Source organism: Polaromonas sp. P5_D5 (genome assembly GCF_054049435.1).
Genome location: NZ_JBFUMJ010000002.1, coordinates 471,227 through 495,500 on the forward strand (window position 1 = coordinate 471,227; position 24,274 = coordinate 495,500).

Annotated in this window: 19 protein-coding genes and 1 riboswitch; of the genes, 1 reads left to right on the top strand and 18 read right to left on the bottom strand. The window is 60.3% G+C overall.

The window, feature by feature from the left end; genetic code table 11:
- Window positions 1-11: 11 nt before the first annotated feature.
- The 18 genes from tolQ to ACXJKE_RS09040 form a co-directional block, all read right to left on the bottom strand.
- Window positions 12-704, bottom strand: a complete 693-nt coding sequence (gene tolQ / locus ACXJKE_RS08955) for a protein TolQ (RefSeq protein ID WP_457280238.1) — start codon at window positions 702-704, stop codon at window positions 12-14.
- Window positions 705-717: 13 nt separating this feature from the next.
- Window positions 718-1,245: a YbgC/FadM family acyl-CoA thioesterase gene (locus ACXJKE_RS08960; RefSeq protein ID WP_457280239.1), complete on the bottom strand. Its 528-nt coding sequence runs from the start codon at window positions 1,243-1,245 to the stop codon at window positions 718-720.
- A complete protein-coding gene (locus tag ACXJKE_RS08965; RefSeq protein ID WP_457280240.1) occupies window positions 1,242-2,438 on the bottom strand; it encodes a pyridoxal phosphate-dependent aminotransferase in 1,197 nt (398 codons plus the stop codon). The genes ACXJKE_RS08960 and ACXJKE_RS08965 overlap by 4 nt, the downstream gene beginning before the upstream one ends.
- A gap of 25 nt (window positions 2,439-2,463) precedes the next feature.
- Window positions 2,464-2,979: a transcription antitermination factor NusB gene (gene nusB, locus ACXJKE_RS08970; protein ID WP_457280241.1), complete on the bottom strand. Its 516-nt coding sequence runs from the start codon at window positions 2,977-2,979 to the stop codon at window positions 2,464-2,466.
- Between the two features lie 38 nt (window positions 2,980-3,017).
- Window positions 3,018-3,482 carry a 6,7-dimethyl-8-ribityllumazine synthase gene (ribH, locus tag ACXJKE_RS08975; protein ID WP_457280242.1) on the bottom strand — a complete coding sequence of 155 codons (465 nt, stop codon included), beginning with the start codon at window positions 3,480-3,482 and terminating at the stop codon, window positions 3,018-3,020.
- A gap of 38 nt (window positions 3,483-3,520) precedes the next feature.
- Window positions 3,521-4,627 carry a bifunctional 3,4-dihydroxy-2-butanone-4-phosphate synthase/GTP cyclohydrolase II gene (gene ribBA, locus ACXJKE_RS08980; RefSeq protein ID WP_457280243.1) on the bottom strand — a complete coding sequence of 369 codons (1,107 nt, stop codon included), beginning with the start codon at window positions 4,625-4,627 and terminating at the stop codon, window positions 3,521-3,523.
- A gap of 3 nt (window positions 4,628-4,630) precedes the next feature.
- Window positions 4,631-5,281 (bottom strand): riboflavin synthase, encoded by a 651-nt coding sequence (locus tag ACXJKE_RS08985; protein WP_457280244.1) that lies wholly within the window; start codon window positions 5,279-5,281, stop codon window positions 4,631-4,633.
- Window positions 5,282-5,521: 240 nt separating this feature from the next.
- Window positions 5,522-6,622, bottom strand: coding sequence for a bifunctional diaminohydroxyphosphoribosylaminopyrimidine deaminase/5-amino-6-(5-phosphoribosylamino)uracil reductase RibD (ribD, locus tag ACXJKE_RS08990; protein ID WP_457280245.1), 1,101 nt, complete (start codon window positions 6,620-6,622; stop codon window positions 5,522-5,524).
- Between the two features lie 42 nt (window positions 6,623-6,664).
- Complete coding sequence (locus ACXJKE_RS08995) at window positions 6,665-7,213, bottom strand: hypothetical protein (protein WP_457280246.1); 549 nt, start codon at window positions 7,211-7,213, stop codon at window positions 6,665-6,667.
- A 105-nt stretch (window positions 7,214-7,318) separates the two neighbouring features.
- Window positions 7,319-7,825: a type IV pilin protein gene (locus ACXJKE_RS09000; RefSeq protein WP_457280247.1), complete on the bottom strand. Its 507-nt coding sequence runs from the start codon at window positions 7,823-7,825 to the stop codon at window positions 7,319-7,321.
- Window positions 7,826-7,830: 5 nt separating this feature from the next.
- On the bottom strand, window positions 7,831-12,906 hold the full coding sequence (locus tag ACXJKE_RS09005) for a pilus assembly protein (protein WP_457280248.1): 5,076 nt from the start codon (window positions 12,904-12,906) through the stop codon (window positions 7,831-7,833).
- A gap of 8 nt (window positions 12,907-12,914) precedes the next feature.
- Window positions 12,915-13,553 (bottom strand): pilus assembly PilX family protein, encoded by a 639-nt coding sequence (locus ACXJKE_RS09010; protein ID WP_457280249.1) that lies wholly within the window; start codon window positions 13,551-13,553, stop codon window positions 12,915-12,917.
- Between the two features lie 44 nt (window positions 13,554-13,597).
- Window positions 13,598-14,599: a PilW family protein gene (locus tag ACXJKE_RS09015; protein WP_457280250.1), complete on the bottom strand. Its 1,002-nt coding sequence runs from the start codon at window positions 14,597-14,599 to the stop codon at window positions 13,598-13,600.
- Window positions 14,596-15,195, bottom strand: coding sequence for a type IV pilus modification protein PilV (gene pilV, locus ACXJKE_RS09020; protein ID WP_457280251.1), 600 nt, complete (start codon window positions 15,193-15,195; stop codon window positions 14,596-14,598). Before pilV ends, ACXJKE_RS09015 begins: the two co-directional genes overlap by 4 nt.
- A complete protein-coding gene (locus ACXJKE_RS09025; RefSeq protein ID WP_457280252.1) occupies window positions 15,186-15,812 on the bottom strand; it encodes a GspH/FimT family pseudopilin in 627 nt (208 codons plus the stop codon). The genes pilV and ACXJKE_RS09025 overlap by 10 nt, the downstream gene beginning before the upstream one ends.
- A 107-nt stretch (window positions 15,813-15,919) precedes the next feature.
- Window positions 15,920-16,369, bottom strand: coding sequence for a transcriptional regulator NrdR (gene nrdR / locus ACXJKE_RS09030; RefSeq protein WP_457280253.1), 450 nt, complete (start codon window positions 16,367-16,369; stop codon window positions 15,920-15,922).
- 100 nt (window positions 16,370-16,469) lie between these two features.
- Window positions 16,470-17,714, bottom strand: a complete 1,245-nt coding sequence (gene glyA, locus ACXJKE_RS09035) for a serine hydroxymethyltransferase (RefSeq protein WP_457280254.1) — start codon at window positions 17,712-17,714, stop codon at window positions 16,470-16,472.
- Window positions 17,715-17,750: 36 nt separating this feature from the next.
- Window positions 17,751-17,880, bottom strand: a riboswitch (ZMP/ZTP riboswitch).
- Between the two features lie 139 nt (window positions 17,881-18,019).
- A complete protein-coding gene (locus tag ACXJKE_RS09040; RefSeq protein WP_457280255.1) occupies window positions 18,020-18,904 on the bottom strand; it encodes a lytic transglycosylase domain-containing protein in 885 nt (294 codons plus the stop codon).
- A 786-nt stretch (window positions 18,905-19,690) separates the two neighbouring features.
- On the opposite strand from ACXJKE_RS09040, the gene ACXJKE_RS09045 reads away from it, so the two are divergent.
- Window positions 19,691-23,899: a DUF748 domain-containing protein gene (locus ACXJKE_RS09045; RefSeq protein WP_457280256.1), complete on the top strand. Its 4,209-nt coding sequence runs from the start codon at window positions 19,691-19,693 to the stop codon at window positions 23,897-23,899.
- Window positions 23,900-24,274: the final 375 nt, after the last annotated feature.

The following is a 24,274-nucleotide window of genomic DNA, read 5'->3' on the forward strand; positions in this document are numbered from 1 at the left end:
TCCTTACAGCTCTAGTGTCCCGAAGGAGATTGGGCGCCCAGGTTGCGCTGCAGGATGTTGGAAAACTCTTCGATGAAGGTTTCGAGCCGGTTGGCAACGCGGTCAATGTCGTGCGAGAAACGGTTGTAGGCCACCACAGCCGGAATGGCGGCGAACAGGCCGATGGCGGTGGCTACCAGCGCCTCGGCAATGCCCGGTGCTACTGTGGCCAGCGTGACCTGTTCCAGGGCGGCCAGGCCGGTGAAGGCGTGCATGATGCCCCAGACCGTGCCGAAGAGGCCGACGTAAGGCGAGACGGAGCCAACGGTGGCAAGGAAGGAGAGATTGGCTTCGATCGCGTCCACCTCACGCTGGTAGCTTGCGCGCATGGCGCGGCGCGCGCCGTCCAGCAGGGTACCGGCGTCGGTGATGCGGCGCTCGCGCAGCTTCTGGTATTCACGCATGCCGCTGGCAAAAATGCGTTCCATGGGGCCGGAGTGCTTGGCGTTTTGCGCAGCACCGGCGAACAGGTCGTTGAGGCTCGTACCCGACCAGAATTCGCGGTCGAATTCATCATTGAGCTTTTGCACTTTTTTCAGGGCAATGATTTTCCTGAAGATGGCGGCCCAACTGGCAATGGACACGCCCACCAGCAGCGCCACCACGGCCTGAACGACCCAGCTGGCATTGAGGATGAGGCTGACGATGGAGAGGTCTTGATTCATGTTGAAGCTTTGCTCAAGTTTTTAGGCTGTCAAGAATGGCAGCAGGAATCCGCCTGGGCTGCAGGCTGGCGGCGTCGACCCAGCCAATCCGTATCGTGCCTTCACAGAGTAGTGCCCCCACGCTTGTCGCTTCGCGTACTGCGCTGCCCCCCGAGGGGGCTAATTTTCCTAAGGGCGGCCCGTCGGAAAATTGCTTGTCGCTCAGGCTTTTGCTTGGAAGGTCAACTTGCTCTGTTTTTAATAGCACCTGCTGCCCGATTATCATGGACGCGCGGCCTGCTTCGACCAGGCTTGCCGTAACAATGAGTTCATCGTCCAGGCGGGCAGAGCGATGGTAGCGGATGCTGGTTTCTGCCACCACAAATATGCCACCAGTACTTTCCCTCAGGCGCTGTTGTTCAACACCGAGTGATCTGAGCCACTCGGTGCGCGAACGTTCAAAAAATTTCAGGTAGTTCGCGTAAAAAACAATGCCACCGGCGTCGGTGTCTTCCCAGTAGACCCGCACGGGCCAACTGAAAACGGGCGCGGCCGGTTTCATGCCAGCACCGCCTTGAGCCGGGCCACAGCTTCCTTCAATTGGTCCATGGAGTTGGCTGTGGAAAACCTTACGAATTGTTCAGGCGCCGCATGCCCGAAGTCACGCCCCGGCGTGACGGCCAGGTGGGCGCGCTTCATGAGCTCGAAGGCGAAGTCCCAGCTGCCGCTGACACCCAGGCGGGCAGCCGCGGCAGTGCAATCGGCGTAGGCGTAAAACGCGCCGTCCGGCATCACCGGAACCGTGAGCCCCAGGCGGTTGAGCTCGGGGATGAAGTAGTCGCGGCGCGCCTTGAATTCGGCGCGGCGGCGTTCGTACTCTTGCAGGCTCTCCGGCTCGAAGCAGGCGAGGGCGGCATGCTGGGCCACGGTGCTGGCGCAGATAAAGAGGTTTTGTGCGATGCGCTCGATCACGGGCGCCAGCGCCTCGGGCACCACCAGCCAGCCCAGGCGCCAGCCGGTCATGTTGAAGTATTTGCTGAAGCTGTTGATGCTGATCACGCTTTGGCTCAGCTCGCCGGGCATGGCCAGCGCCGAATGGCCGAAGTGCTCTTCGTAGCTCAGGCCGAGGTAGATTTCATCGATCAGCGTGATGCCGCCGCGGCTGTGCACGAATTCGTGGATGCGCTGCAGCTCTTCCGGTGCAATCGAGGTGCCCGTGGGATTGGACGGGGAAGCCAGCAGCACGCCGCGTGTTTTGGAGTTCCATGCCGCTTCCACCTTTTCGCGGGTCAGCTGAAAGCGTTCTTCGGCGGTGGTGGGGACCAGCACCGCATTGCCTTCTGCCGCACTGACGAAATGCCGGTTGCAGGGGTAGCTCGGGTCGGGCATCAGGATTTCGTCCCCCGCCTCAATCAGGGCCAGGCAGGCCAGTTGCAAGGCAGCGGAGGCGCCCGCGGTGATGATGATGCGGTTGGGCGCCACCTGCGCCCCGAAGCGGGAGGCATACCAGCCGCTGATGCGTTCTCGCAGGGCCGGCAAGCCGGTGGCCTGGGTGTATTGCGTGGTGCCGCGCTCGATGGCGCGGGCTGCGGCCTGTTGCACCAAAGGCGGCGCCGTGAAGTCGGGCTCGCCGATGTTCAGGAAGATCATGGGCGATGCGCTGTGCGCAAATTCCTGCGCCAGCGCAGAGGCCGCTTTGGCAACCTCCATGACATAGAAGGGCTCAATCCGCTGAGCCCGCTGGGCGATTTTCAAGGCTGGCCTTTCACGGGGCGAGCCCCTATCGGGATTTGTCGGCAGCGACTTCAGCGGCGCGCAGCGAGGGCGCCATTTTGTTCAGGACCCCGTTGACGTACTTGTGGCCGTCGGTGCCGCCAAAGGCTTTGGCAAGCTCGATGCACTCGTTGATCACGACACGCCAGGGTACATCGAGGCAGTGGGTGAACTCATAGGCGCCTATCCACAGCACAGCATGCTCCACCGGCGATATTTCGGCCATGGGCCGGTCCAGCAGGGGCGTGATGTTTGCATCGAGCGTTGCCGCGCCTTCGATGCAGCCATGCAAAAGCGCATCGTAGTGGGCGGAGTCGGCTTTGTGAAAACCCACGAGGTCTCGGGTAAACGCGTCAATCGAATCCGCTTCGTTTCGGCCTACCAGGTGCTGGTAGAGCGCCTGCAGTGCGAACTCGCGTGCGCGCGTGCGGGCGGATTTGTCCGCCGCCTTTTTGACGCCGGTGTCGGTCAGGCCGGTGCGGGTTTGGGGCGGGCGTTTGGGTTTGGTGATGGGGTCTGCCATGAAGTGCCAGTCAGGTTAAGGGATGCAGGAGCAGGCGCTCAGGCAATTTCATTGATCAGGTTGGCCATTTCGACGGCAACGCGGGCGGCGTCGCGCCCTTTGTCGACCTGCCGGGCTTCAGCCTGTGCGACGTTTTCCGTCGTGAGTATGGCATTGGCAATAGGCAACTGGTAGTCAAGCGCCAGGCGCGTGACGGCGGCGCCGCTCTCATTGGCCACCAGTTCGAAATGGTAGGTCTCACCGCGAATGATGCAACCGAGGGCGATCAACGCGTCGTATTTGTTGCTTTCGGCCAAGGCCTGCAATGCAACAGGGACTTCCAGTGCGCCGGGCACCTTGACGTGTTTGATGTTGTCCTCTTGCACACCCAGCGCGGACAGCTCGTGTTTGCAGGCTTCTGCGAGCGCATTGGTAATGCTTTCATTGAAGCGCGCCTGCACGATGCCAATGGAAAGTTTTTTGCCGTCAAGCTTGTCGCCTGAACCTTTTTCTGCTCCAAACACGGTGTATCCCTTTGATTGATTTTTGTGGAACGAAGTGACTAGTCTTTGGTGGTATAGCCCACGATCTCAAGGCCGTAACCCGTCATGCTCGGCATGCGGCGCGGGTTACCCATGAGGTTCATCCGGTGCACGCCGCATTCACGCAAAATCTGTGCGCCCACACCGTAGGTTCGCAAGTCCATGCGGCCGCGTTCGGGTGCCTGGCTGGCGCGCGCGGTGCCTTCAAACTGGGCGAGCAATTGCGCCGCGCTTTCACCGCAATTGAGCAGCACGGCAACGCCCCTGCCTTGTTCTGCGATGTGTTTGAGGCTCTGGTCGAGACTCCACGAATGCATGGAGCGGCCCGTTTCAAGAACATCCAGCACCGACAGAGGCTCATGTACCCGCGCGGACACGACATCGTCGGCAGACCACGCACCCTTGACCAGGGCCAGGTGCAGGCTTTGGCTGGGTTTGTCCCGGAAGGCATGGGCGGTGAATTCGCCAAAGGCGGTCTGCAGTGTGCGGCTGCCGATTTTTTCCACCAGCGAATCGTTGCGGCTGCGGTGTTCGATCAGGTCGGCGATGGTACCGATTTTCAGGCCATGCTGCGCCGCAAACAGCAACAGATCCGGCAGCCGGGCCATGGTGCCGTCGTCTTTCATGATTTCGCAAATGACGGCGGCCGGTGAGCAGCCGGCCATGCCGGCCAGATCGCAACCGGCTTCGGTATGGCCGGCGCGCATCAGCACACCGCCGTCGACAGCCTGCAGCGGGAAGATGTGGCCGGGCTGGACCAGGTCGGTGACCCTGGCGTCTTTGGCCACGGCGGCCTGCACGGTGCGTGCACGGTCGGCGGCCGAAATGCCGGTGGTCACGCCTTCGGCGGCTTCAATCGACACGGTGAAGGCGGTGGAGTGCTTGGTGCCGTTGCGTGTGGCCATGGGCGGCAGTTGCAGCAGCTCGCAGCGCTCACGGGTCAAGGTCAGGCAGATCAGCCCGCGGCCGAAGCGCGCCATGAAGTTGATGGCTTCAGCAGTGACGTGGTCCGCCGCCAGCACCAGGTCACCTTCGTTTTCACGGTCTTCCTCGTCGATCAGGATGACCATGCGGCCGGCACGCATGTCGGCAACGATGTCTTCAACAGGGGAAATGGCAGTGGTCATGGTTCAGGGATTTTTTGGGATGTTGTTATGGGTGTCGCCCAGCATGCGCTCGACGTAGCGTGCGATCAGGTCGATCTCGAGGTTGACGTCGGAGCCTGCAGCCAACCGGCCCAGCGCGGTGTTCTGCACGGTGTGGGGAATGAGGTTGATGCTGATTTCCGTGCCGCCCGCATCGTCGGCCAGGTCGGTGACGCGGTTGACGGTCAGGCTCACGCCGTTGACGGTGATGGAGCCCTTGTAGGCCAGGTACTTGCCCAGCTCGCGCGGGGTGCGAATGCGCAGTTCCCAGCTTTCGCCCACCTGGGCGAAATGCGTCACGCTGCCAATGCCGTCAACATGGCCCGAAACGATGTGGCCGCCGAGGCGATCGTGCGCACGAAGGGCTTTTTCGAGGTTGATGGGGCCGGTTTCTGCCAGGCCGGTGGTCTTGGCCAGGGATTCGGCGGAAATGTCGATGGTGAAGCGATTGAGGGGAAGGTCCAGCGTTGTGGCCGTCATGCAGGCGCCGTTGAGGGCGATGCTGTCGCCCAGGCCCACGTCATCAAGGTAACCCGCAGGCGCCTCGATGGTGAGGCGCTTGCCGTGGTCTGAAGAGCTGCCCAGGCTTTGGATGGCGACGATGCGCCCCAAGCCGGTAATGATTCCGGTAAACATGGTGCCATTTTCGCAGGGATTCCGGGTGCGGAGGCGCGGACGGCGCCAAAGGCCCGGAAAAGAGGGCGTTCAGCCGTGATTCACAGGGCTTGCGCGGGATTCGCGGGCCGGTTTAGCCGTCTTTATTCAAAGGAAAATGGCTGTAGCCCAATATTGACGAGCGCAAGCAGCTATTATTTTTATAGCGGCCGGGCGATGTTTCGTCTGCGTTCACCGGGCAGGCCGGTGCCCACCATCGCGCTAAAAAGCGTCCCGACCCGCCACACGGGCGACGATACGCAGGTCGGGCCCAATCCTTTCGGCAGACACAAACTGCAGTTCTAGCCCGTTGGCGAGTGTTTGCAAGGGTTCCAGGGCAGCCATGCCCTGGCCCGGCCCCAGCAGCCTGGGCGCCAGGTAAACCAGGAATTCATCCACCAGCCCGCTGCGGATCAGGGATGCATTGAGCTTGCTGCCGGCTTCGACGTGCAGTTCGTTGATTTCGCGCTGCGCCAGGTCTTTCATCATGGCCGCCAGATCCACTTTTCCCCGGGCGTCGGGCAGGCAGATGACCGTCGCGCCCTTGGCGACCAGCGCGGCTTCCTGGGGTGAGCTCCGGGTGGCGGTATAAATCCACACCGGGCCGCCCGACCGGAATATTTTGGCGCCAGGCGGTGTTTGCAGCAGGCTGTCGACAATCACGCGGCAGGGTTGCACCGGCGTTTCCACCAGCCGGACGTCCAGCTGCGGGTCGTCTTCAAGCAGGGTCCCGATGCCCGTCAGCACTGCGGAGGCCCGGGCCCGCCACGCATGGCCATCGGTCCGCGCCTCAGGCGAGGTGATCCACTGGCTCTGGCCGTTGGCCAGCGCTGTGGTGCCGTCCAGTGAGGCGGCAACTTTCAGGCGGACCCAGGGGGTTTTGCGGACCATCCGGCTAAAAAAGCCGATATTCAGTTCCCTGGACTCCCCGGCGCCCGGCCCGACCTCCACTTCGACGCCAGCGGCCCGCAGGCGCTCAAATCCCTGGCCGGCCACCAGAGGATTGGGGTCCGCTATCGATGCAACCACCTTTTTGATACCAGCAGCGACCAGCGCATCGCAGCAGGGGCCTGTTCGCCCGTGGTGAGAGCAGGGCTCGAGGGTGACATAGGCGGTGGCGCCTTTGACCGAGTGGCCTTTATTCGCTGCATCGCGCAGGGCCATGATTTCGGCGTGGGGGCCGCCTGCCTGCTGGGTATGTCCCGTTCCCAGAATATTGTTCCCACTTGAATCTGCCAAGATGCAACCAACGCGAGGGTTTGGAGCGCTGAGGTACAGGGCTTCTTTGGACACCCGCAAGGTCTGCAGCATCAAAAGGTTCATGGATTTTCTAACGGCTCAGATTTTGGGAGGGGAACTGGAGGATCAGGGGTTTGACTCGGAGGCAAAGCCCATCTCGAGAACCCTTCGACTGGCGACTATATTCCCTTGTCTTGTCGCGGGGTTCATTTTCGTTTGCATAAGGGACTCTATGATCTGGGCCTGCTGGCTCCGGCTGATTTCCGGTCTCGAAGAAATGATGTTCATATCCAGCAAACGGCCATCTTCTGCAATCCATATTTCTATGACCAGACGACGCAGTTTCAGGCTTGCTGCAATTTTCTCAGGGAAATTCCAGTCGAGCATCGGAAGGGCAGGTTGATCTACCTCTTCAATGTCAAAAAAGCGAAGGTCAGACATACCCGGTTTTCTCGGGCTCGTGGAGGAAAGCACCTGGCTGGGCGTGACCACACCTTCAACAGGCGATGGTTTGCTTGTTGCGGCGGAGTTCTCGGGTGTGGGTTCGGTCGGCTCCGCCTGAACAGCGTTGCCGGGCCCGGATATCACCCGGGCGACCATGTTTCGCTTAACCGGGCTTATCGCTGCCGAGGTTTTTCTGGGCTTTTCGATAGATTGCGATACCAATAACAGCAAGCCACCGTGCATGAGCAGTGAAACGATGGCCGCAAGAACCCAGCACGTCCGTTGAGATAGGCCTCTTCCCGTCTTATGTTTCACCGGTTGGCATGGCTGGGCGCATCATTTCCAGCAAGAAGTGGCGGCATCCAGAGCAGATGAATACCCTGAATAATTAACGTTGCTTTTCACCCCCGTATTCGTAATCTGGAAGTCGCCGCATTTATCGGCAGACATCGGACCGGGTGAGCTGCGTGTCGCGGTGACGGTATAAGTTCTTGCCGCCGCGGCAGATACAGCGATGGTGTAGGCACCGCCGCCATCACGAGGTGATTGCTTCAAATTTCCCGGAAACAAATCGGCCACGAGGGTACCTGCGGTATTGCTGTCGTATTTCATGTTTTCCGTGTAGTGGCGCTCCATCCATTGCGATGCTTCAAGGAGCACAGTCCGGACTTCAGCCCTGCGTCCTCTTGCCACGTATTCCTTGTAGCTCGGAAGTGCGACAGCGCTCAAGAGGCCAATGATGGCGACCACGATCATCAGCTCAATCAGCGTGAAGCCTCTGCTTCGATGGGCAATGCCGAACAATCGATTTTCCCTTGTAGTTTCGTGAGAAAGAATTTTCATAGGATTTACCTGGTCTTGAAGGAGGGGATCTCGCGCCAGTAAATTCGCGCATTTGTATTGTTTGAGCTACCGCCTTCATCGGTAGTGTCACCAATAATACGTGTGCAATTGAGCTGGCCCGACGCGCACTGGGAAGTGGTTGCATCCCCGGATACAGTGACTCGCTGATCGGTGATTTTGATGGATGCGGTGTTATAGGTGACTCCACCAATCGTGATGGTGCCAAAGAGTCCCGTGTTCAACAGGCCGGTGATGGGGTCTACAAAGGTAATGTAGGCAGCCGGTCCACTAAAGCAGATGTTGCTGCTCGTGGCCGCCGGGGCGATAGACACAGTAGCCAGCAGGCCCTGGCTCATGGTCGGGTTACTCACCACCATTTCCGAGGTGTCCGGCAAATTGATGTACCAGCCCTTGTTGTTTGTCCAGTCCATGGCTGCGCCAGTCACATAACCTTGGCCCAGAATGCCATTGGTGGGGTCCGCGTCATCCACAGTAATGCGTACGAATGTGCGGGCTGCCAGCTGCGTCCGCAGGCGGGGAAGGCCGGTCGTCGTGTTGTCGAGCAATGTAGGGTCGGCAATGTAGGCAGCGCTGGAATAGAGGGGTTTGTCCCAGATGCCAAAAATCCCGTGAACTCGACCGCTACCGTCGGGGAAGTCGGAGCTGACGACGGATTTTCCGGTGGCGAAGTTCACCACCACACCGCCCAATGGATGGAACCGATACTCTGGGGCAGACGTGATGGGCAGGCGGTCAATCGATGCGTCCGTGGGTTTGGCGATGAACAGCGGCCGTTTGTTGGTGCCATCCGTATTGGCATAAGCAACCTTCCAGAGCGCTGGATTAGGGCTCGAAACGTCGAACTTCCACAGGTTGCCCTTGAGGTCGCCCGCATAGATGACGTCCGCGACTCCGTCATTGTTCGTGTCCACCCAGGTGGCTTGCGACAATCCATTGCTGGGCCCCGCGGCAGCCACCAGCTTGACGTAATTCACGCCGGGCGTCCAGACACCGCTATACGGGCCATTTGCAAACAGGATATAGAGCGCCGCCGATCCGTTCGTGCTGTTGATGCCGTTCGGAACAATCGTGGCAAATTTGCCATTGTTCATTTTGGCAACAGCGCCGGCTTGTTCACTTGAACGATTCGTGGTGCCCATTTGCGCCAGGTTGTACCCGAGGTCGCCGCTGCTGTCGTCTGCTTCAGAGAACTGCCATTTGAATACGTTCGCTGCATTCGTTTCCGTCAATGTAGTGGGATCCGTGACATCAAGCGCAAAGATGCCTTTCGCGCCGCGCCCCAAAGATGCAAACAGATAGGTCTTCCACGCAGCCGCAGGGGCCAGTGCGTCATAGCCCGGCGCTGTCGCATTGGTGATCGTGGATCCCAGCAATACATCTGCGGAGTAGGGCGTTCCATCCATAAATGACTGGACTTTTTCGCCGGCAGGGTCCACCCAATCTTGCAGGCGGGAATGAATAAGTTGTGGCACGTACGAAATGATGGGTGTACCGCCTACTGATGCAACAGTGGAAGCGTCGAAACCGTGCAACATGCCGTCACCTGCGCCAAGCCAGACAATGTTTTTGCGGTCTTTTTGCGCCGTGACAAACGTACCGTAGCCCGGAAAGACAGTGCCGAAGTAGTCTGCATTGGGCTTGGACGTCACCACGGGGTTGGAGTTGACGACGGGGCCCATGATGGAATTGGCGTTGCGTTTGCGGAACCTGAGACCTGTCGGGGCTTCGTCAACCCGGCTGCCCCGCAGCCAGTTGAGCTTGGCTTGGGCCGTTGCATCGGTACCGCCCACTGCGGTGGTTTTGACGGCATTCGACAGTGCAGCCCAGGTAAACGGCATGCCGGTTGAGTTCCCGACATTGGTAATGACCTGGCGAGTGGTGGATGCCGTCAATTTGGTATGGCCGTCCCAGTAATAGTACGTCCGGTCCAGTGTGCCGTCACTCTTGAGGCGAATATCAAAGTCACCGTCCGGCTTGACGATGAATGTCAGCAATTCTCCATGACCATCATCGCCGTCAAAGCTGGCCAGGTATTTCAGGCTACCGGTCTGGATCTGTGCAGAAGCGACAGCGGGCGCAGTATTGGACGCTCCCACGATGGCACTGAAGGCGGCGCGCAATGCTTTTTCCAGCTCGCTTGGGCGAATCGCCAGGAAATAGTTGTCGGGGAAGCCATCTGCGCCAGACGTGCCATCCAGCTTCTTCACATCCCAGTTGGCCTTGTCGGTGGTGGGTTTTTCGAAGTAAATTTTCGGGACTGATGGCGGTACGGTAACGTTTTCATTTTTACTGAATCCGCCCCATTTCGCGGCAAGCCAGAGCGGATCTTGCAACTGTGCTGCCGTCGCTGTTCCAAAATCGTATTCAGCCCGGCTTTCTTCCTGGTTCACTTCGCAGTTGTTGCAGCCGCCCGATGTATTGATGTTGGGGTGCACGGTACCATCCGCCTTCTTCACTGTCAGCGTGGTGCTGTCTGTGAAGTTGTAGGTATAGATGCCGGAATGGAAGTGCGCGCCGTCTTTGGTGCTGCCCGATATGGTGTATCCAAACCCCTGGGGGTTCAGTGACGCAGCATTAAAAACCCTGGTGTAGACGTAGACCTTGTTGCCCACGACTTCGTAGCGCAGGATGCCGGACGCATCGCTGTCGTAGTCACCACCCTGCTCGGAGTCTTCCCAGATGATCAGGAACTTTCCGGACGTAGCTGTGGGGGTACCGACCACCCGGAAGTCCACCAGGGTGCCACCGCCAACAGCGCCACCCACAAGCAATTGATAGGACGGTTGGATGATGATTTTGCGACCCGCAATGGTGGGATGCGGAATTTCAATGCGGGGTTTTCCGGGCGACAGCGCGACCGAGAAGCTTTTGACCTTGAATGCATCCGGATTGGCAACCAGCTGCGCGGCAGTCGGTGTTCGCACGGCGTTGGTTCTGGCCCAATAGGCCGCACCAGACAGCGCATACGAGCCTGCATACGTTGGGGCGTCAGGACACAGACCGTCTACTGCTGCCAGCGTGGAAATTGTCTTGCCGGTACAGGTTCCATCGTTTGTGGTGCCATTGTTCCCGATGAAAAACTTGTTGCCATGAATCCCTTCATCCGTACCAATCACATTGATCATGTTGACCAGGCTTGGGCTGCCCGGCAATGTGGCGAAAGGACTCCACTGGGTGCTCGTGTTGTTGTCATAAGACGTCACGCTGGCATTGAAGTTGATGGCATTGATGGCGCGGCACTGGCCCTGGCCGAAAATGGCATCGGCAGCTGTCTTGGCGGCGGCGTTGGCCCGGTTCACCGGGTCAATCCAGGCAGGCTTTGGCAGCCCCATGGCGGCATCTTTTGAGCCTGTTTGTGTGTAGTCATAAGTACCGCTTGCCGACAATCCACCAAGATAGCGAAGCGCTTCGGTGAACATCTCACCCATGGGATTGCCCCAGCTGGTGCACTGGTTGTCCGTCAGTGATGTCAGCTGGAAAGTACAGTTGCCGTCCCCTATATAGGTACCGTCGCTATAGCGATACCCATAAACGCGCAACTTGTTGATGGTGTAAACAATGCCCTGCGTGGCGGTGTACGTGCCATCGGTGGTGTAGTTCACTTCATTGCGAAATGTCTGCAAATTACTTCGAAGGACACCGCCGCTGATATTTTTGGCAAAGGAGCCGGTCATCAGTCCGAATTCGGCAAGGTTGCCTTCACCGTACTCATGCAGCAAGCCGATTGGCTTGAAATTGGCGGACGGATATTGCCTGCAATTTTCGGTACCCAGCAGCGCCGATGCGCAAACCTCGACCCGCACGATAAAGTCAGGGCCAGTGGTGCCAATGATGACTCCCGCCGTGCTCTTTGTGGGATTGCTGGAGCCGGATCCCAATCCGGTGACGCCTACGTTGTTACCGTTGGAGGCACTTTTTTCTCCACTCCAATGGCACTGCCACCGCTCATTGGCATTCCAGAGCTGGTAGTCGCCCTTGGCGATCCGCATCAAGGGCGGGTTGGCATTGGTGTGGGAATCGCCGTTGCCTGCCGTGTTGGTATTGAACGGCGAGTTGGCGGTCAGGTTGTCACCCAGCGTGGTATTGCAGATGGTGGCAGAAGTCTGGGTCAGGTTCTGGATGGTCCATTGCTTGATGGTCAGCGTAGGTGTTCCAGCGGTCGCACCGACATAACCCGTTGGCGTGATCACCATGGTGATCCAGGCAGGGTCTACGGCCACCGCGACACCTTCCATGTATTGGGCTGGCGTGGTCGTGTACACCGCCCTGATCTGGTCGCCGACCTCGACATTGAATGTGGTGGCCTGGGCGACGGAATGCGTCACACAGTTGTACTGAGGGGGGGCATTGGTTGCACCGCCATAGTAAGTTTCAACAAGAGTTTGGCAAGTGGTGGCAATGGCTGCCGCTGGCGCGGTGCCGGGACCGTTCTTGTGAGCCTTATTGGAATTGAACGCAAACTCGATAAGGCGCCGCGCGTTATTGGTGTTGTCGTTGCTGATGACGCTCGAAGCCGCAAGCTGGCTGGCCGTAAAAGGCGTAAGCTGATCCAGGTCGTCGCCCTTGTAATACTTGGCGAATGAATGGGCATCTGTAGGCAGGCTGGTACGCTCCAGAATGGTCAGTGCATTGGTGTCGGTGGAACGCAAGCCGCCGTACAGCACCTTGCGCACCACGTCCATGCGGGTCATGGTGGCCCAGTTCAGGAAGTTGCCGCTCCAGTTGCCCGTGCAATATTTGTCCGTGTTGGTGCTGACGGGCGCAAAGCGGTTTGTCGTGCCGCTGTAGCTATAGCATTTATAGGAGTCGAAATACCCGTAGTAATTGAAGCTGTGCTTGTAGGTGGTTTCGGGGATTCCGTCGCCGTCAAGATCCGAGAACTCGTCATACGCCCGGTAAAAAAGCTGATGGTCTTTCGACATGTTCAGCATGATCATGGGCCTCGGGGTCGAGGTCACGATGTTTGGCGGGATGGCCGGAGTCAGTGCCTGCGCGAATGCCACGCCTTGCGAAGTGAGCGCTGCAAGTAAAAATCCGGCAATAGTAATGATTTTTTTCATGGATTTTCTCACTTCATGTAGGGGCGAAAATAAGTCTGCATCACAACTTCAGTATTGAGATCTGCACCGAAGCCACGGGCCGTAATGCGCATGACTTTGTCGTTGCCTGCGGCGAGGTACTCAATCAGGTATTCAGGCTGCCGTGCGACGCCGGCGAATCTCGGGACCCCGGTAAAGGTGCCCAGAGGTACTGCGCCGGTAAAGGTGCAATTGGTGCCGACACCTAACGCATCGCTCGGTTTGGCACTGGGCGAAGCAGGTGGCCCCTCCCAGAGTCCTTTTTTCCCGTTGATGGTCGGCCACCAGGGTTCAGGGTTGGTGACGGTGGTGTAGTTGCTCGTGTCGTAATACGTCCGTTCGAACCGGCATTGCCCTCTGGGGCAGGTATTGTCGAAGTTCGGCGCCCTGGTTGCTCCGCCTACGGGCCTGTCGTCGTTGCGCGCGCACAGGGCATTGGGGAGTACCGTGGGTACAAGCGAACGCAAGTCCCGTTCTGCGTCGCGCAGTGCGGCCTCTGTTGCCTGGCGGGCGACTTCATAGTCGAGTTGATTTCTCGAGAGCGTTTCACCGGTGGTTGCGCGCCGCATGCCGATGGTGCTGAGAATCGTGATGACCAGCAGGAACATCAAGACCACAGGCAGGGACACTCCTCTTTCGAGGCGTGGGGCGGTGATTGGTATGCCGGCTCGCATTAGTAGATACCTGTCAAGTTGTTGCGAATGGCAAACACGCGCTCGTACTTTTTGTAGATAGTGCGGTCCGAGGCCGTATAGGTGACGTTGGCACCCCGGCAATTGGCATAGCTGCGCAAGGAGCCGGCCTTGTCCTGGGTGCGTGAATTTTCCTGCGTGCGGGTCAGCAAACACACCCTGACCGCAGTGACGCGTTGCCACGAGGTCAAATCTCCGACCTTGGGCAATGCGGTCACTTCGGCAGCGGTATGGTAGGTCTCAGGAGACAGGCTGGTTACCCCGGCAGCCACGCCATACCGGATCACCATGTCTTCAATGCCTTCAAAAATCGGTTGATAAACAGTGTCTTCCGGGTTTTTCCCATTGCCGTTGCATCCCAGGCTTTTGGTATTCACTGTTCGGGTGGTGCTGCCGACCCCTTGGGCCGTATAGCTGGTGGCGACCAGGCCAAAGCGGTTGGACACGTAGCGCGGCAGTCCTGCGGTGATCTGGCCTGCATTGTTCGGGTCAAGTGAAACTGCTTGCCTGAGGCAGTCAAACCCATTTCCAAAAGTGCTCGCGTCCAGCTCGGGCATGGCGAAATAGTTGATAACGACCGAGTCTGGTGCGTTGGCTACGGTGGTACCGCAAGTCCTGGTGGTCGGGTTGAATACCGCGCCATCACATCCAAACAACCCTTGCTCGTAGGCTGGGGCCGTTGAGTTTTTGGTGTTGCTGAACTTGCCCAACAAGTTGGGCGCCGCGGAGGTGGTGGCCATGATCGCGGGATAGAAGCCCGCCATCTGAAGGTCCCGGCCAACCATGTCCAGCGCAAGCTTGCCGGTCTCGTTCAGCATCGCCATATTGGCGGAAGCAGTGGCGGTTGCGCGAGTCCCCAGGTAGGCCGCCGCTGCCGCGAGGGCGAGCACCAGGCTGATGACCAGACTGACCAGCAGTTCGATCAGTGTCAAACCGCGCTGGCGGTAGCGCGCTTGCGCCCTTCCGGTGTGAAGTGTTTTCATGGAATCATCTCTAGATTGGCGCATTGCACGCCGGCCAGGGCGGTAGAGGTGCCCAGCGCTGCGGGGCAGCAGTTTCGCGACGCGATGCCTGTTGTAGTGGCTGTGCACGAATCGGGGGAACGCAGAGTCGTGCCATCCAGGTTGTCCTTGCTATACCAGGCCACTGTCACCAGAAAGCGCAGGTTGGTGCCCTTGGTTCCGGTCGACGTCACGATGCCCACCGCGCCCGGCAGCTGGCTGTTCAGGTCAAGACGCCAGACAGCGAGGTCATAGGCCGCCAGCTCGGTCGGGGTACAGGTTGCAGTGTTGCAATCTTTGGCCGGGTTCAGGTAGGTCGGGGTTCCATCAATGGATGCACGTTCGGCGGCATAGGTCCGGGAGAAGCTGTAATCAGTCTCGACCGCACTGGCATTTGCCCTGATGCGGTCCGCAAAGCCGCTGATGCTGGACGACAGTGCCGACCGCACCCATCCGGTTTGTTCAAATTTGAGAGAGGCTGTCTGCATGCCAACCATGCCCAGCACACCGATGGAAAGGATAAGCATGGCGATCAAGGCCTCGATCAGGCCTGCACCTCGCTGGCGACTTATGGACATGCACTGACTCCCGCATATTGTTTAACGCTCACTCGACCTGCAGAACTGATACAAATAGACCGGTAGTGCGGACTGCTGGTGTTTTCCAGGATATAGGCAAGCGTGAAGTTGGATTGAATACCCGCAGCGAGCCCTCGCGAGTCAAAGGTCATGCGCCGATCCGATCCGCTAGAGGCCAGCTCAAAGCTTTCGTTGCCGGTCTGGCGCACGGAAATCAGGCTTGAACCGACTGTTGTCGGGTTGTTTTGGGTAGCACTACAGCTGGGGTTGGAAAAAACTATCCAGCCAGTCTGCCAGTTGCTCCCTGCGGTTGCACACGTGGGGGTGCCGCCGGTCAATGCGTTTGACGTATTGGTTGACATGCAGATGGTGACGCAGTTATTTCTGCTGATCGCCTCAACCCGCGCACGCGATATGTCATTGGTAAATTCGGCTGCGATGGCGCCAGCCTGGTTTCGCACCACAAACTGCCTCAAATTAGGCAGCCCTATGGCCAAAATCATGGCTAAAACAGCAACTGTCACCATGATTTCGATGATGGTGAAGCCTGCGTTGCAAGCGCGCGGGGCCGCTTTGGCTGGGCGGCGTAAGGATGTTGAGCACACGGTCATTCGCATGTCGTGAGTATAGGAACCGGGTTTGTCGCGCGAGGCTCCGGCTGTCGGACTCTGGCTACCACTAATCTGGTAGCGGACAGGACGCTTTTCTGCGCCGCGAGCGATTTCTACCGCCGGACCTCGTCCACCAGCGTCTTGAACTCGTCAATATCCTCAAAGCTGCGGTAGACGCTCGCAAAGCGGACATAGGCGACCTTGTCGAGCTTGCGGAGTTCACGCATGACGAGCTCGCCGATACGGTTGGACGGCACTTCCCGCAGCCCCAGGCTCAGGAGCTTTTCCTCGATACGTTCAACCGCGGAGTCGACCTGCTCGGTGCTGACGGGCCGCTTGCGCAGCGCCAGGTTCAGGGACGCCAGGACTTTGCTGCGCTTGTACTCGATGCGCCTGCCGTCCTTCTTGACGATGGACGGGAAGGTGACATCGGGCCGCTCATAGGTTGTGAAGCGCTTTTCACACGCGCCGCACTGGCGGCGGCGGCGTATGAATTCGGCGTCTTCGCCCACCCGCGTTTCCACGACCTGGGTTTCAAGGTGGCCGCAAAAAGGGCATTTCATGAGAGGTAGCCCGAATTTGAAGGCATAAATCGGCCTCCAGCCCAATCAGGACATGCGCGGGCAGCTATCAAAATCATAGTGTCCGCGCTGCCTGTCATGATTAGCGGTAGACCGGGAAACGGCTGGTCAGGGCGTGGACCTTGGCTCGCACCGCTTCAATGTTGGCCGCGTCGCGCGGGTTGTCGAGCACGTCGGCGATCAGGTTGGCCGTGGCGCGGGCTTCTTCGTCCTTGAAGCCGCGGGTCGTCAGGGCCGGGGTGCCGATGCGCACGCCGCTGGTGACCATCGGCTTTTCAGGGTCGTTCGGGATGGCGTTCTTGTTGATCGTCATGTGGGCGCTGCCCAGCACGGCTTCGGCTTCCTTGCCGGTGATGCCCTTGGCGCGCAGGTCAACCAGCATGACGTGGCTTTCAGTACGGCCGCTGACGATACGCAGGCCGCGCTGCGTCAGGGTGTCGGCCACGATCTGCGCGTTTTTCACGACCTGCTGCTGGTAAGCCTTGAACTCGGGCGCCATGGCTTCCTTGAAGGCCACCGCCTTGGCTGCGATCACGTGCATCAGCGGGCCGCCCTGCAGGCCGGGGAAGATGGCGCTGTTGATGGCTTTTTCGTGCTCGGCCTTCATCAGGATGATGCCGCCGCGCGGGCCGCGCAGGCTCTTGTGTGTGGTCGACGTCACGATGTCGGCATGCGGCACCGGGTTGGGATACACGCCTGCGGCCACCAGGCCGGCGTAGTGGGCGATGTCGACCATGAAGATCGCGCCGACGGCCTTGGCCACCTTGGCGAAGCGCTCGAAGTCGATGCGCAGGCTGTAAGCCGACGCGCCCGCGATGATCAGCTTGGGCTTGGTCTCGTGAGCCTTGCGCTCCATTGCGTCGTAGTCGATCTCTTCCTTGTCGTTGAGGCCGTAAGAGACGACGTTGAACCACTTGCCGCTCATATTCAGGGCCATGCCGTGCGTCAGGTGGCCGCCTTCGGCCAGGCTCATGCCCATGATGGTGTCGCCGGGCTTGAGGAAAGCCAGAAACACGGCCTCATTGGCTGAAGCACCGCAATGCGGCTGCACGTTGGCGGCCTCGGCGCCGAAGATGGTTTTGATGCGGTCGATTGCCAGCTGCTCCGCCACGTCAACGTGCTCGCAGCCGCCGTAGTAGCGGCGGCCGGGGTAGCCTTCGGCGTATTTGTTGGTGAGCTGCGAGCCCTGCGCGGCCATGACGGCGGGCGAGGCGTAGTTTTCGCTGGCAATCAGCTCGATGTGGTGCTCTTGCCGGGCATTTTCAGCCTGGATGGCGGCGAAGATTTCGGGATCGGTTTGTTCGACCAGGATGTTGCGGTGGTACATGGCAGTCCTTAAAGACGTGGTCCCTGCTATTGAAACAAGGGCTGCCCAGGCGAACGGCTGAACGCTTCGGCCCAACGGCTTTCAGCGGTGCGCTTCCCAGTGGTGTCCCACGTCAGCTCCAATGGTTGCGAAAACCTTGAGCCTATCGCCAGTCGCGCACCTCGCTAGTGTAACTGAGCGCGCCCAAAACCTGCCGCCTCCGGGGTTCTTCACCTGCAGCCCGAAAAGCAAAAAGCCGGGGCGCTGGCAGCGGCCCGGCTTTTTGGCAGTGCATGGGGTGAAAAGGCCCCCACAATGCGGCCGAATCAGGACTGGTTCAGCAGCGCCACCTTGTCAGGCGTCTTGCCTTCAGCGTCGGGTGTGGCCGGCAGGGAGGCCGGTACCGGGCGCGACGTGCCACCGGGTGTGGTGAAGAAAGGCGAGGGCGCACCGCGCTTGGAGGCAGACGCCACCACGGCCAGCAGGCGGGCATGTTCGCCCATCACCTTGCCGGCGTACCCGCCGTCGTCGTCCATGTTGGCTGCGCCCACATAGTATTTGAGGCCGCCCTCGACAGAGCCGGCGCGGGCGATGCATTCCTGCAGCACCTTGACGCCTACGCGCAGGTTGGTCACCGGGTCAAACGCCGCCAGCTTGCCGCCGAAGTTGTCGTACTTGTCGTGGTGCACCTTGGTCATGACCTGCATCAGGCCCTGGGCGCCGACCGGGCTTTGCGCAAACGGGTTGAAACCGGACTCGATCGCCATGATGGCCAGGATCAGGGTGGGGTCGAGCTTGGCTTTCTGGCCGATCTCGAAGGCCTCGGCCACCAGCACACTCAGCGGCTCGGGCGCGACGCCGTACTTCTTGCTCAGCCAATAGGCCACTGCCGCCTGTTGGGCGGGCAGGTCTTTCGGGTTGGACGCCGTGGCGCGCTCAATGGCGGCCGGCTCGGTAAAACCGATGGCAGCCTCCTGGCGCTGCTGCAGCCAGGTCATGAGCTTGAATTCACCGGCCTGACGCAAGTCGGGCCGGGCTGTCAGGGTGATCACCGCAAACACGACCGCCAGGCCCAGAAGGGCGAAGCTGTTGTGGGTAATCTCGAAAAAGCCTTGGGAGATGTCATCAACAATGTTTGAAACACTGCTTCGCACATTCTTGATGTGTGCGTTGACATTCAGGTTAAGGCCGAATTGTCCTAGCGCTGTCATAGCACTCCTTTCTACGCTTGCAGGCCCTTTGGGGGCCAGGCAGGCTTTGATTGGGTCGCCATCAAACCAAGGCAAGCCTTGTGGGTGTTGACCCTTGTTTGACGTTGCCGGCTTCTTTGAGGAATAGGGCAGCGGGTTCGGGTTGTCCCTAGGATTCGTGGGACTGGCGGGATTCTATGGGGTTGGTTAATAACCTGTCAATAATAACAAATCAATTCTTTATATCAAAAAGTCAAATAAAAACCTTGATTTCCGGCAAAACCGGCCTGAATCAAGGTGTTTACGGGCTTTATTTGAGATGGAGCTCTAAGTTAAGTTTTGCCTCTAAAAAGCGCGATCAGCCTTTCGCGGCTGCGGTTGTAGGCCGTTTTCCATGTTGCATGTAGTCGCCGGATCGGCGCCTGCGGCCGGCCTGGGTTGCCTGGGAGCACACAAAAAGGCAGCGGCAATCACATCCTGCGCTGTGATTGAAAAGATGGTCTTGCTTGCGGGACGGCAGGGGTTTAACCTGCAATTGCGTGTTCACTCACGCATCAACCGGGTAACCAACCCCGGAAAATCTGGAAGCAATCACTTGCTTTCATCGCACTGGAGACGATAACTCTCTTCTTTGCGGAACCCCGACGGCATGAGCATAAACGCCCGCCGTCAACCCCGGTCGGTCTAACTGCCCGGGGTTTTTTCTTTTGAGGCGCCGCTTTTCACAGGCTTCAATGCCCTTCGATTGACCGTCTTTTTCAAATAAATCATTGACCTGGCGGCCCCGGCGCTAAAAACTCGACGGCTATGGCAATCAAAGATTTGAAGAAAAAATGGCAGGAATTCAACTGGCGCGAGACCAATTGGCGGGAAATCGGCAAAACCCTGCCGGCACGGGCGGCCGCTGTGGGCCGGTCGCCGCTCTGGCAGCGTCGCGCGGCCTGGGCGGTGGGCAGCTTGGTGGTGTTGTGGGTGGTGGCCTATGCGGCCGTGCCGCCCATCCTCAAATCGCAACTGGAGAAGATCGCCTCTGAAAAGCTGGGCCGCCAGGTCACCGTGGGCGAGGTCGACTTCAAGCCCTGGTCGCTCGAACTGACTCTTCGCGACCTGGCCGTCGCCCGTGCCGGCCCTGTGGGTGGCGCTTCGGCAGCTTCTCCCCAGGCAACGCCCCAGTTTTCCGTCAAGCGCCTATATATAGATGCAGAGCTGGAGTCCCTGCTTCGCCTCGCCCCAGTGGCCGACGCTGTTCAGGTGGACGAACCCATCGCGTTTCTTACCCATCAAGGTGAGGGCCGTTACGACATCGACGACATCCTGGAGCGCTTCAAAACACCCGCAGATGCCCCTGCCGGCGACCCGCCGAAGTTCGCGGTCTACAACATCGTCGTCAGCGGCGGGCGCATGGACTTCACCGACCAGTCCGTCGGCAAGACCCATGAACTGCGGGAGCTGGGCCTGTCGGTGCCTTTCCTGAGCAACCTCAAATCCCAGCGAGAGGTCAAAACCTCGCCGCACCTGGCCTTCAAGCTCAATGGCAGCAGCTTTGACACCGCAGCCGAAGGCACGCCCTTTGCCCAGACCCACAAAACCGACGCCACCTTCACGCTGCGCGGTTTTGACCTGAACCCTTACCTGGCGTACTGGCCGGCGAGCCTGCCCGTCAGGCTGCAAAGCGCGGTGCTGCATGCCGACGCCAAAGTCGCGTTTGAGCAGACACCCGCCACGGTGGTGCGGATTTCCGGAACCGTGACGGCGGAAAAGGTTCGTGTGCTGGCTGCGCAAACGGTCGGGCAGTCGCCGGCTGTGGCGCCGGCGCGGGCTGCAAAACCCGGTGCATCCGGCAAGCGCGCTGCAGGCGGCGAAGCCCAGCCACCGGCCCGCGCCGACTTGCTGGCCTTTGAGCGCCTGCAGATCACGATGGACGACGTGCGCCCGCTGGAGCAGTTCGTCAAACTGTCTGCGGTGGAGCTCACGGCCCCCACGTTGTCCCTCGCCCGGGACCGGGCAGGGCGGCTGAATCTGCTGCCGCCTGGTGCGCCAGATGCTATTAAAAGAGGAGCTGGTGGCGCACAGCCAGAAAGGGCTACAGGCCAAAACTCTTCCGATATTCAAGCCCAGGCACCTGCCGGTGCGGCTTCGGCTGGCGCCCCGGCGTCTGCGGCGTCTGCACCTTCAACTAAAACCACGCCTTCGTCCGCCCCCTGGAAAGTGCAGATCGCCCGCGTGGCGGTGCGTGCCGGCCGTGTGAACTGGCTGGACGAATCACTGGCCTCACCCGCTGACATCCGCTTGGCTGGGCTGACGCTCGATGCCTCCGGCATCGCCATGCCTTTTGCGGCTAACGCGCCCCTGCGGTTCAATGGTTCGCTGGGACTGGAGCCAGCAGCCATAGCGCCGGCACCCGCGCCGGCAAAAACCGGCGCCAAACAACCGGCCAAAACATCGGCCTCATCTGCGGCATCCACTGCGCAAGCGATTGCAACACCGGCGCTGCTCACCTTTAGCGGCACAGCCACTGACCAGGCCGCCCAGGCTACGGCCACCGTGGCCGCCTGGCCCCTGGGCATGGCCGCCAAATACGTCGGCCAGTTCCTGCTGCCGGCGCTGAACGGGCAACTGGACGCCCAGCTCGGCGTGAACTGGCAGGCGCCCAGCGGTGACAAGCCGCAGCAGTTGCAGGTCACCGCCCCGCAACTGGCTGTCAGCGACATCCTGCTGGCGCAGGGCAAGGTGTCGCTGGTGTCCGTCAGGCGTGTCGAACTCGCGCAGGTTGACATCGACGTGACAGGCCAGTCCTTCAAGGCCGCCAAAATGCAGCTGGACCAGCCCAAAGCCAAAGTCGACCGCGACACCGACAAGCGCTGGATGTACCAGCGCTGGATGGCGAGCCCGGGCACCGCAACGCCGGCGCCGCCCCCTACCGACGCGGCAACACGCGCGGCGGCGCCTTCATGGGCCGTGGCCATTGCCGATGTGCAGCTGGACGGCGGCGCCATGTCGTTTTCCGACCAGTCGGGTAACAAGCCGGTGGCGTTTGAAGTGACCGCCGCCAAAGCCCAGCTGGGCGGACTGGTGCTGGACGACAGGCCGGACGCCAAAGCGCAAGCCGCCAAACCCATGCCGCTGACCGCCTCCCTGCGCCTGGCCACCGGCCGGTTTGAACCCGGCAAGGTCGACTTCAACGGCAATCTCGGCTTGAGTCCGGTGCAGGCGCAGGGCCGGCTGGTGGTCGACAGGCTGCCGGTGCAGGCCTTCGAGCCCTACCTTGCCGATGTGCTCAACATCGAACTGCTGCGCGCAGATGCCAGCTTCAAGGGGCGTGTGGCTTACCGGCAGACACCGGCCGGCCCGCAGGCGCAGGTGGCCGGTGATGTGTCGCTGGAGGAATTCAGGGCCAACACGCTGGCGCCCAGCGAAGACCTGCTGGCGTGGAAGGCCCTGAACCTGCGCGGCCTGAATGTGGCGCTGGACCCGGCCAAAGCCACCCGGGTGGACGTGCGGGAAACCGTGCTCACCGACTTCTTTGCACGCGTGATCATCCTGCCCGATGGCCGCATCAATTTGCAGAACCTGGTGAAGCCCGGCAAAGACGCCGTGGCCGCCAGTGCGGAAGGCGGAACGGCCACCCTGGCCCTTTCGCCATCATCGGCGTCATCTTCACCACAAGCTTCATCTGCTACTGAAACGATAGCTGCTGGCGCACAGCCATTGACGTCTGGCGGCCAAAAAGGCTCAAAATTCGTGTCAACAGCGCCGGTCAGCCCGACGGCCTCCGCCGCGGCGGCTGGCGGCTCACCACCGCCCATCGTTAACTTCGGACCGATCAGCCTGATCAACGGCAAGGTGTTGTTCTCCGACCGTTTCGTCAAGCCCAACTACTCGGCCGACCTGAGCGACCTGACCGGCAAGCTCAGTGCTTTTTCATCGGTGGCGCCCACCGTGCCGGGTACCACGGCCACCGTGCCCAACATGGCCGACCTCGAGCTGCGCGGGCGCGCCGAAGGCACGGCTTCGCTGGAAATCCTCGGCAAGCTCAACCCGCTGGCCAAGCCGCTGGCGCTCGACATCAAGGGCAAGGTGCGCGACCTTGAGCTGCCGCCGCTGTCGCCGTACTCGGTCAAGTACTCGGGTTACGGCATCAACCGCGGCAAGCTCAGCGTGGACGTGGGCTATGTGGTGCAACCCGACGGGCGGCTTACCGCCACCAACAAGGTCATCCTGAACCAGCTCAGCTTTGGCGACAAGGTGGAGGGCTCCACGGCCAGCCTGCCGGTCAAGCTGGCCGTGGCATTGCTGGCCGACCGCAACGGCGTGATCGACATCGACCTGCCCATCAGCGGTTCGCTCAATGACCCGCAGTTCAGCCTCGGGCCCATCATCGTCAAGGTCATCCTCAACGTGATCGTGAAAGCCATCACCGCGCCTTTCAGCCTGCTGGCGAATGCGCTGGGCGGCGGCGGGGAAGAACTCAGCACCGTGGGCTTTGCCGCCGGCAGCGCCGAGCTGGGCCCGGAGGCTAAAGCCGGCCTCGACAAGGTGGCCAAGGCGCTGGTTGACCGGCCATCGCTGCGGCTCACCGTGGTGGGCACCAGCAGTGTCGACGCCGAGCGCGACGGTTTCAAACGCGAGCGGCTCGACGCCCTGGTGCGCGCCGAAAAGCGCCGTGCCACAGCCAAAGAGGGTGGCACCGCGACGGCGGCGGTCAGCATCAGCCCGGCCGAATATCCGGCCTTGCTCAAGGAAGTCTACAAACGCGCCGACATGCCCAAGCCCCGCAACCTGGTCGGCCTGGCCAAAGACCTGCCCGTGCCCGAGATGGAAAAGCTGCTGCTGGCCGACATTAAAGTGAATGACGACGCCATGCGCGAGCTCGCCGTGCAGCGCGGCGTGGCGGTGAAAGACTACCTGGCTTCGCGCGATTTACCGCCTGAAAGGCTCTTTCTGGGGGCCGCCAAAGCCGTGCCGCCGGAGGCCAAATGGACACCGCGCGCGGAGCTGAATTTGGCGATGCCTTAGAGCCTGTTCATGATCTATTTGAGGCCACGTTGGGGTGCAATCGGGATGAGTTGGTGGCCCGGATCCCGCCGCATGGGCTACTGCCCATGCAAGGGAACGGGGCGCCAAATCGCCCGATTTCACCCCAACCCGAAGGGCAGGCATTTTTTCGGGCGGTCTGCGGCGTTGCGCTGCTCGCCAATAGCGGGGCTATTGGCAGCGCACCGCGCCTTGCATCCCATCCCGAAAAAATGCCTGCGTGGCCCCAAATAGATCATGAACAGGCTCTTAAAACAGCGAAAATAGCGTCAGTGCTTTATTGATAAAGCTTTTATGGGGCCTTTGGGCCTGGGCGCGCAACACGGGTTGCGGCGCCGGCCCCCCATCCAATCCAAC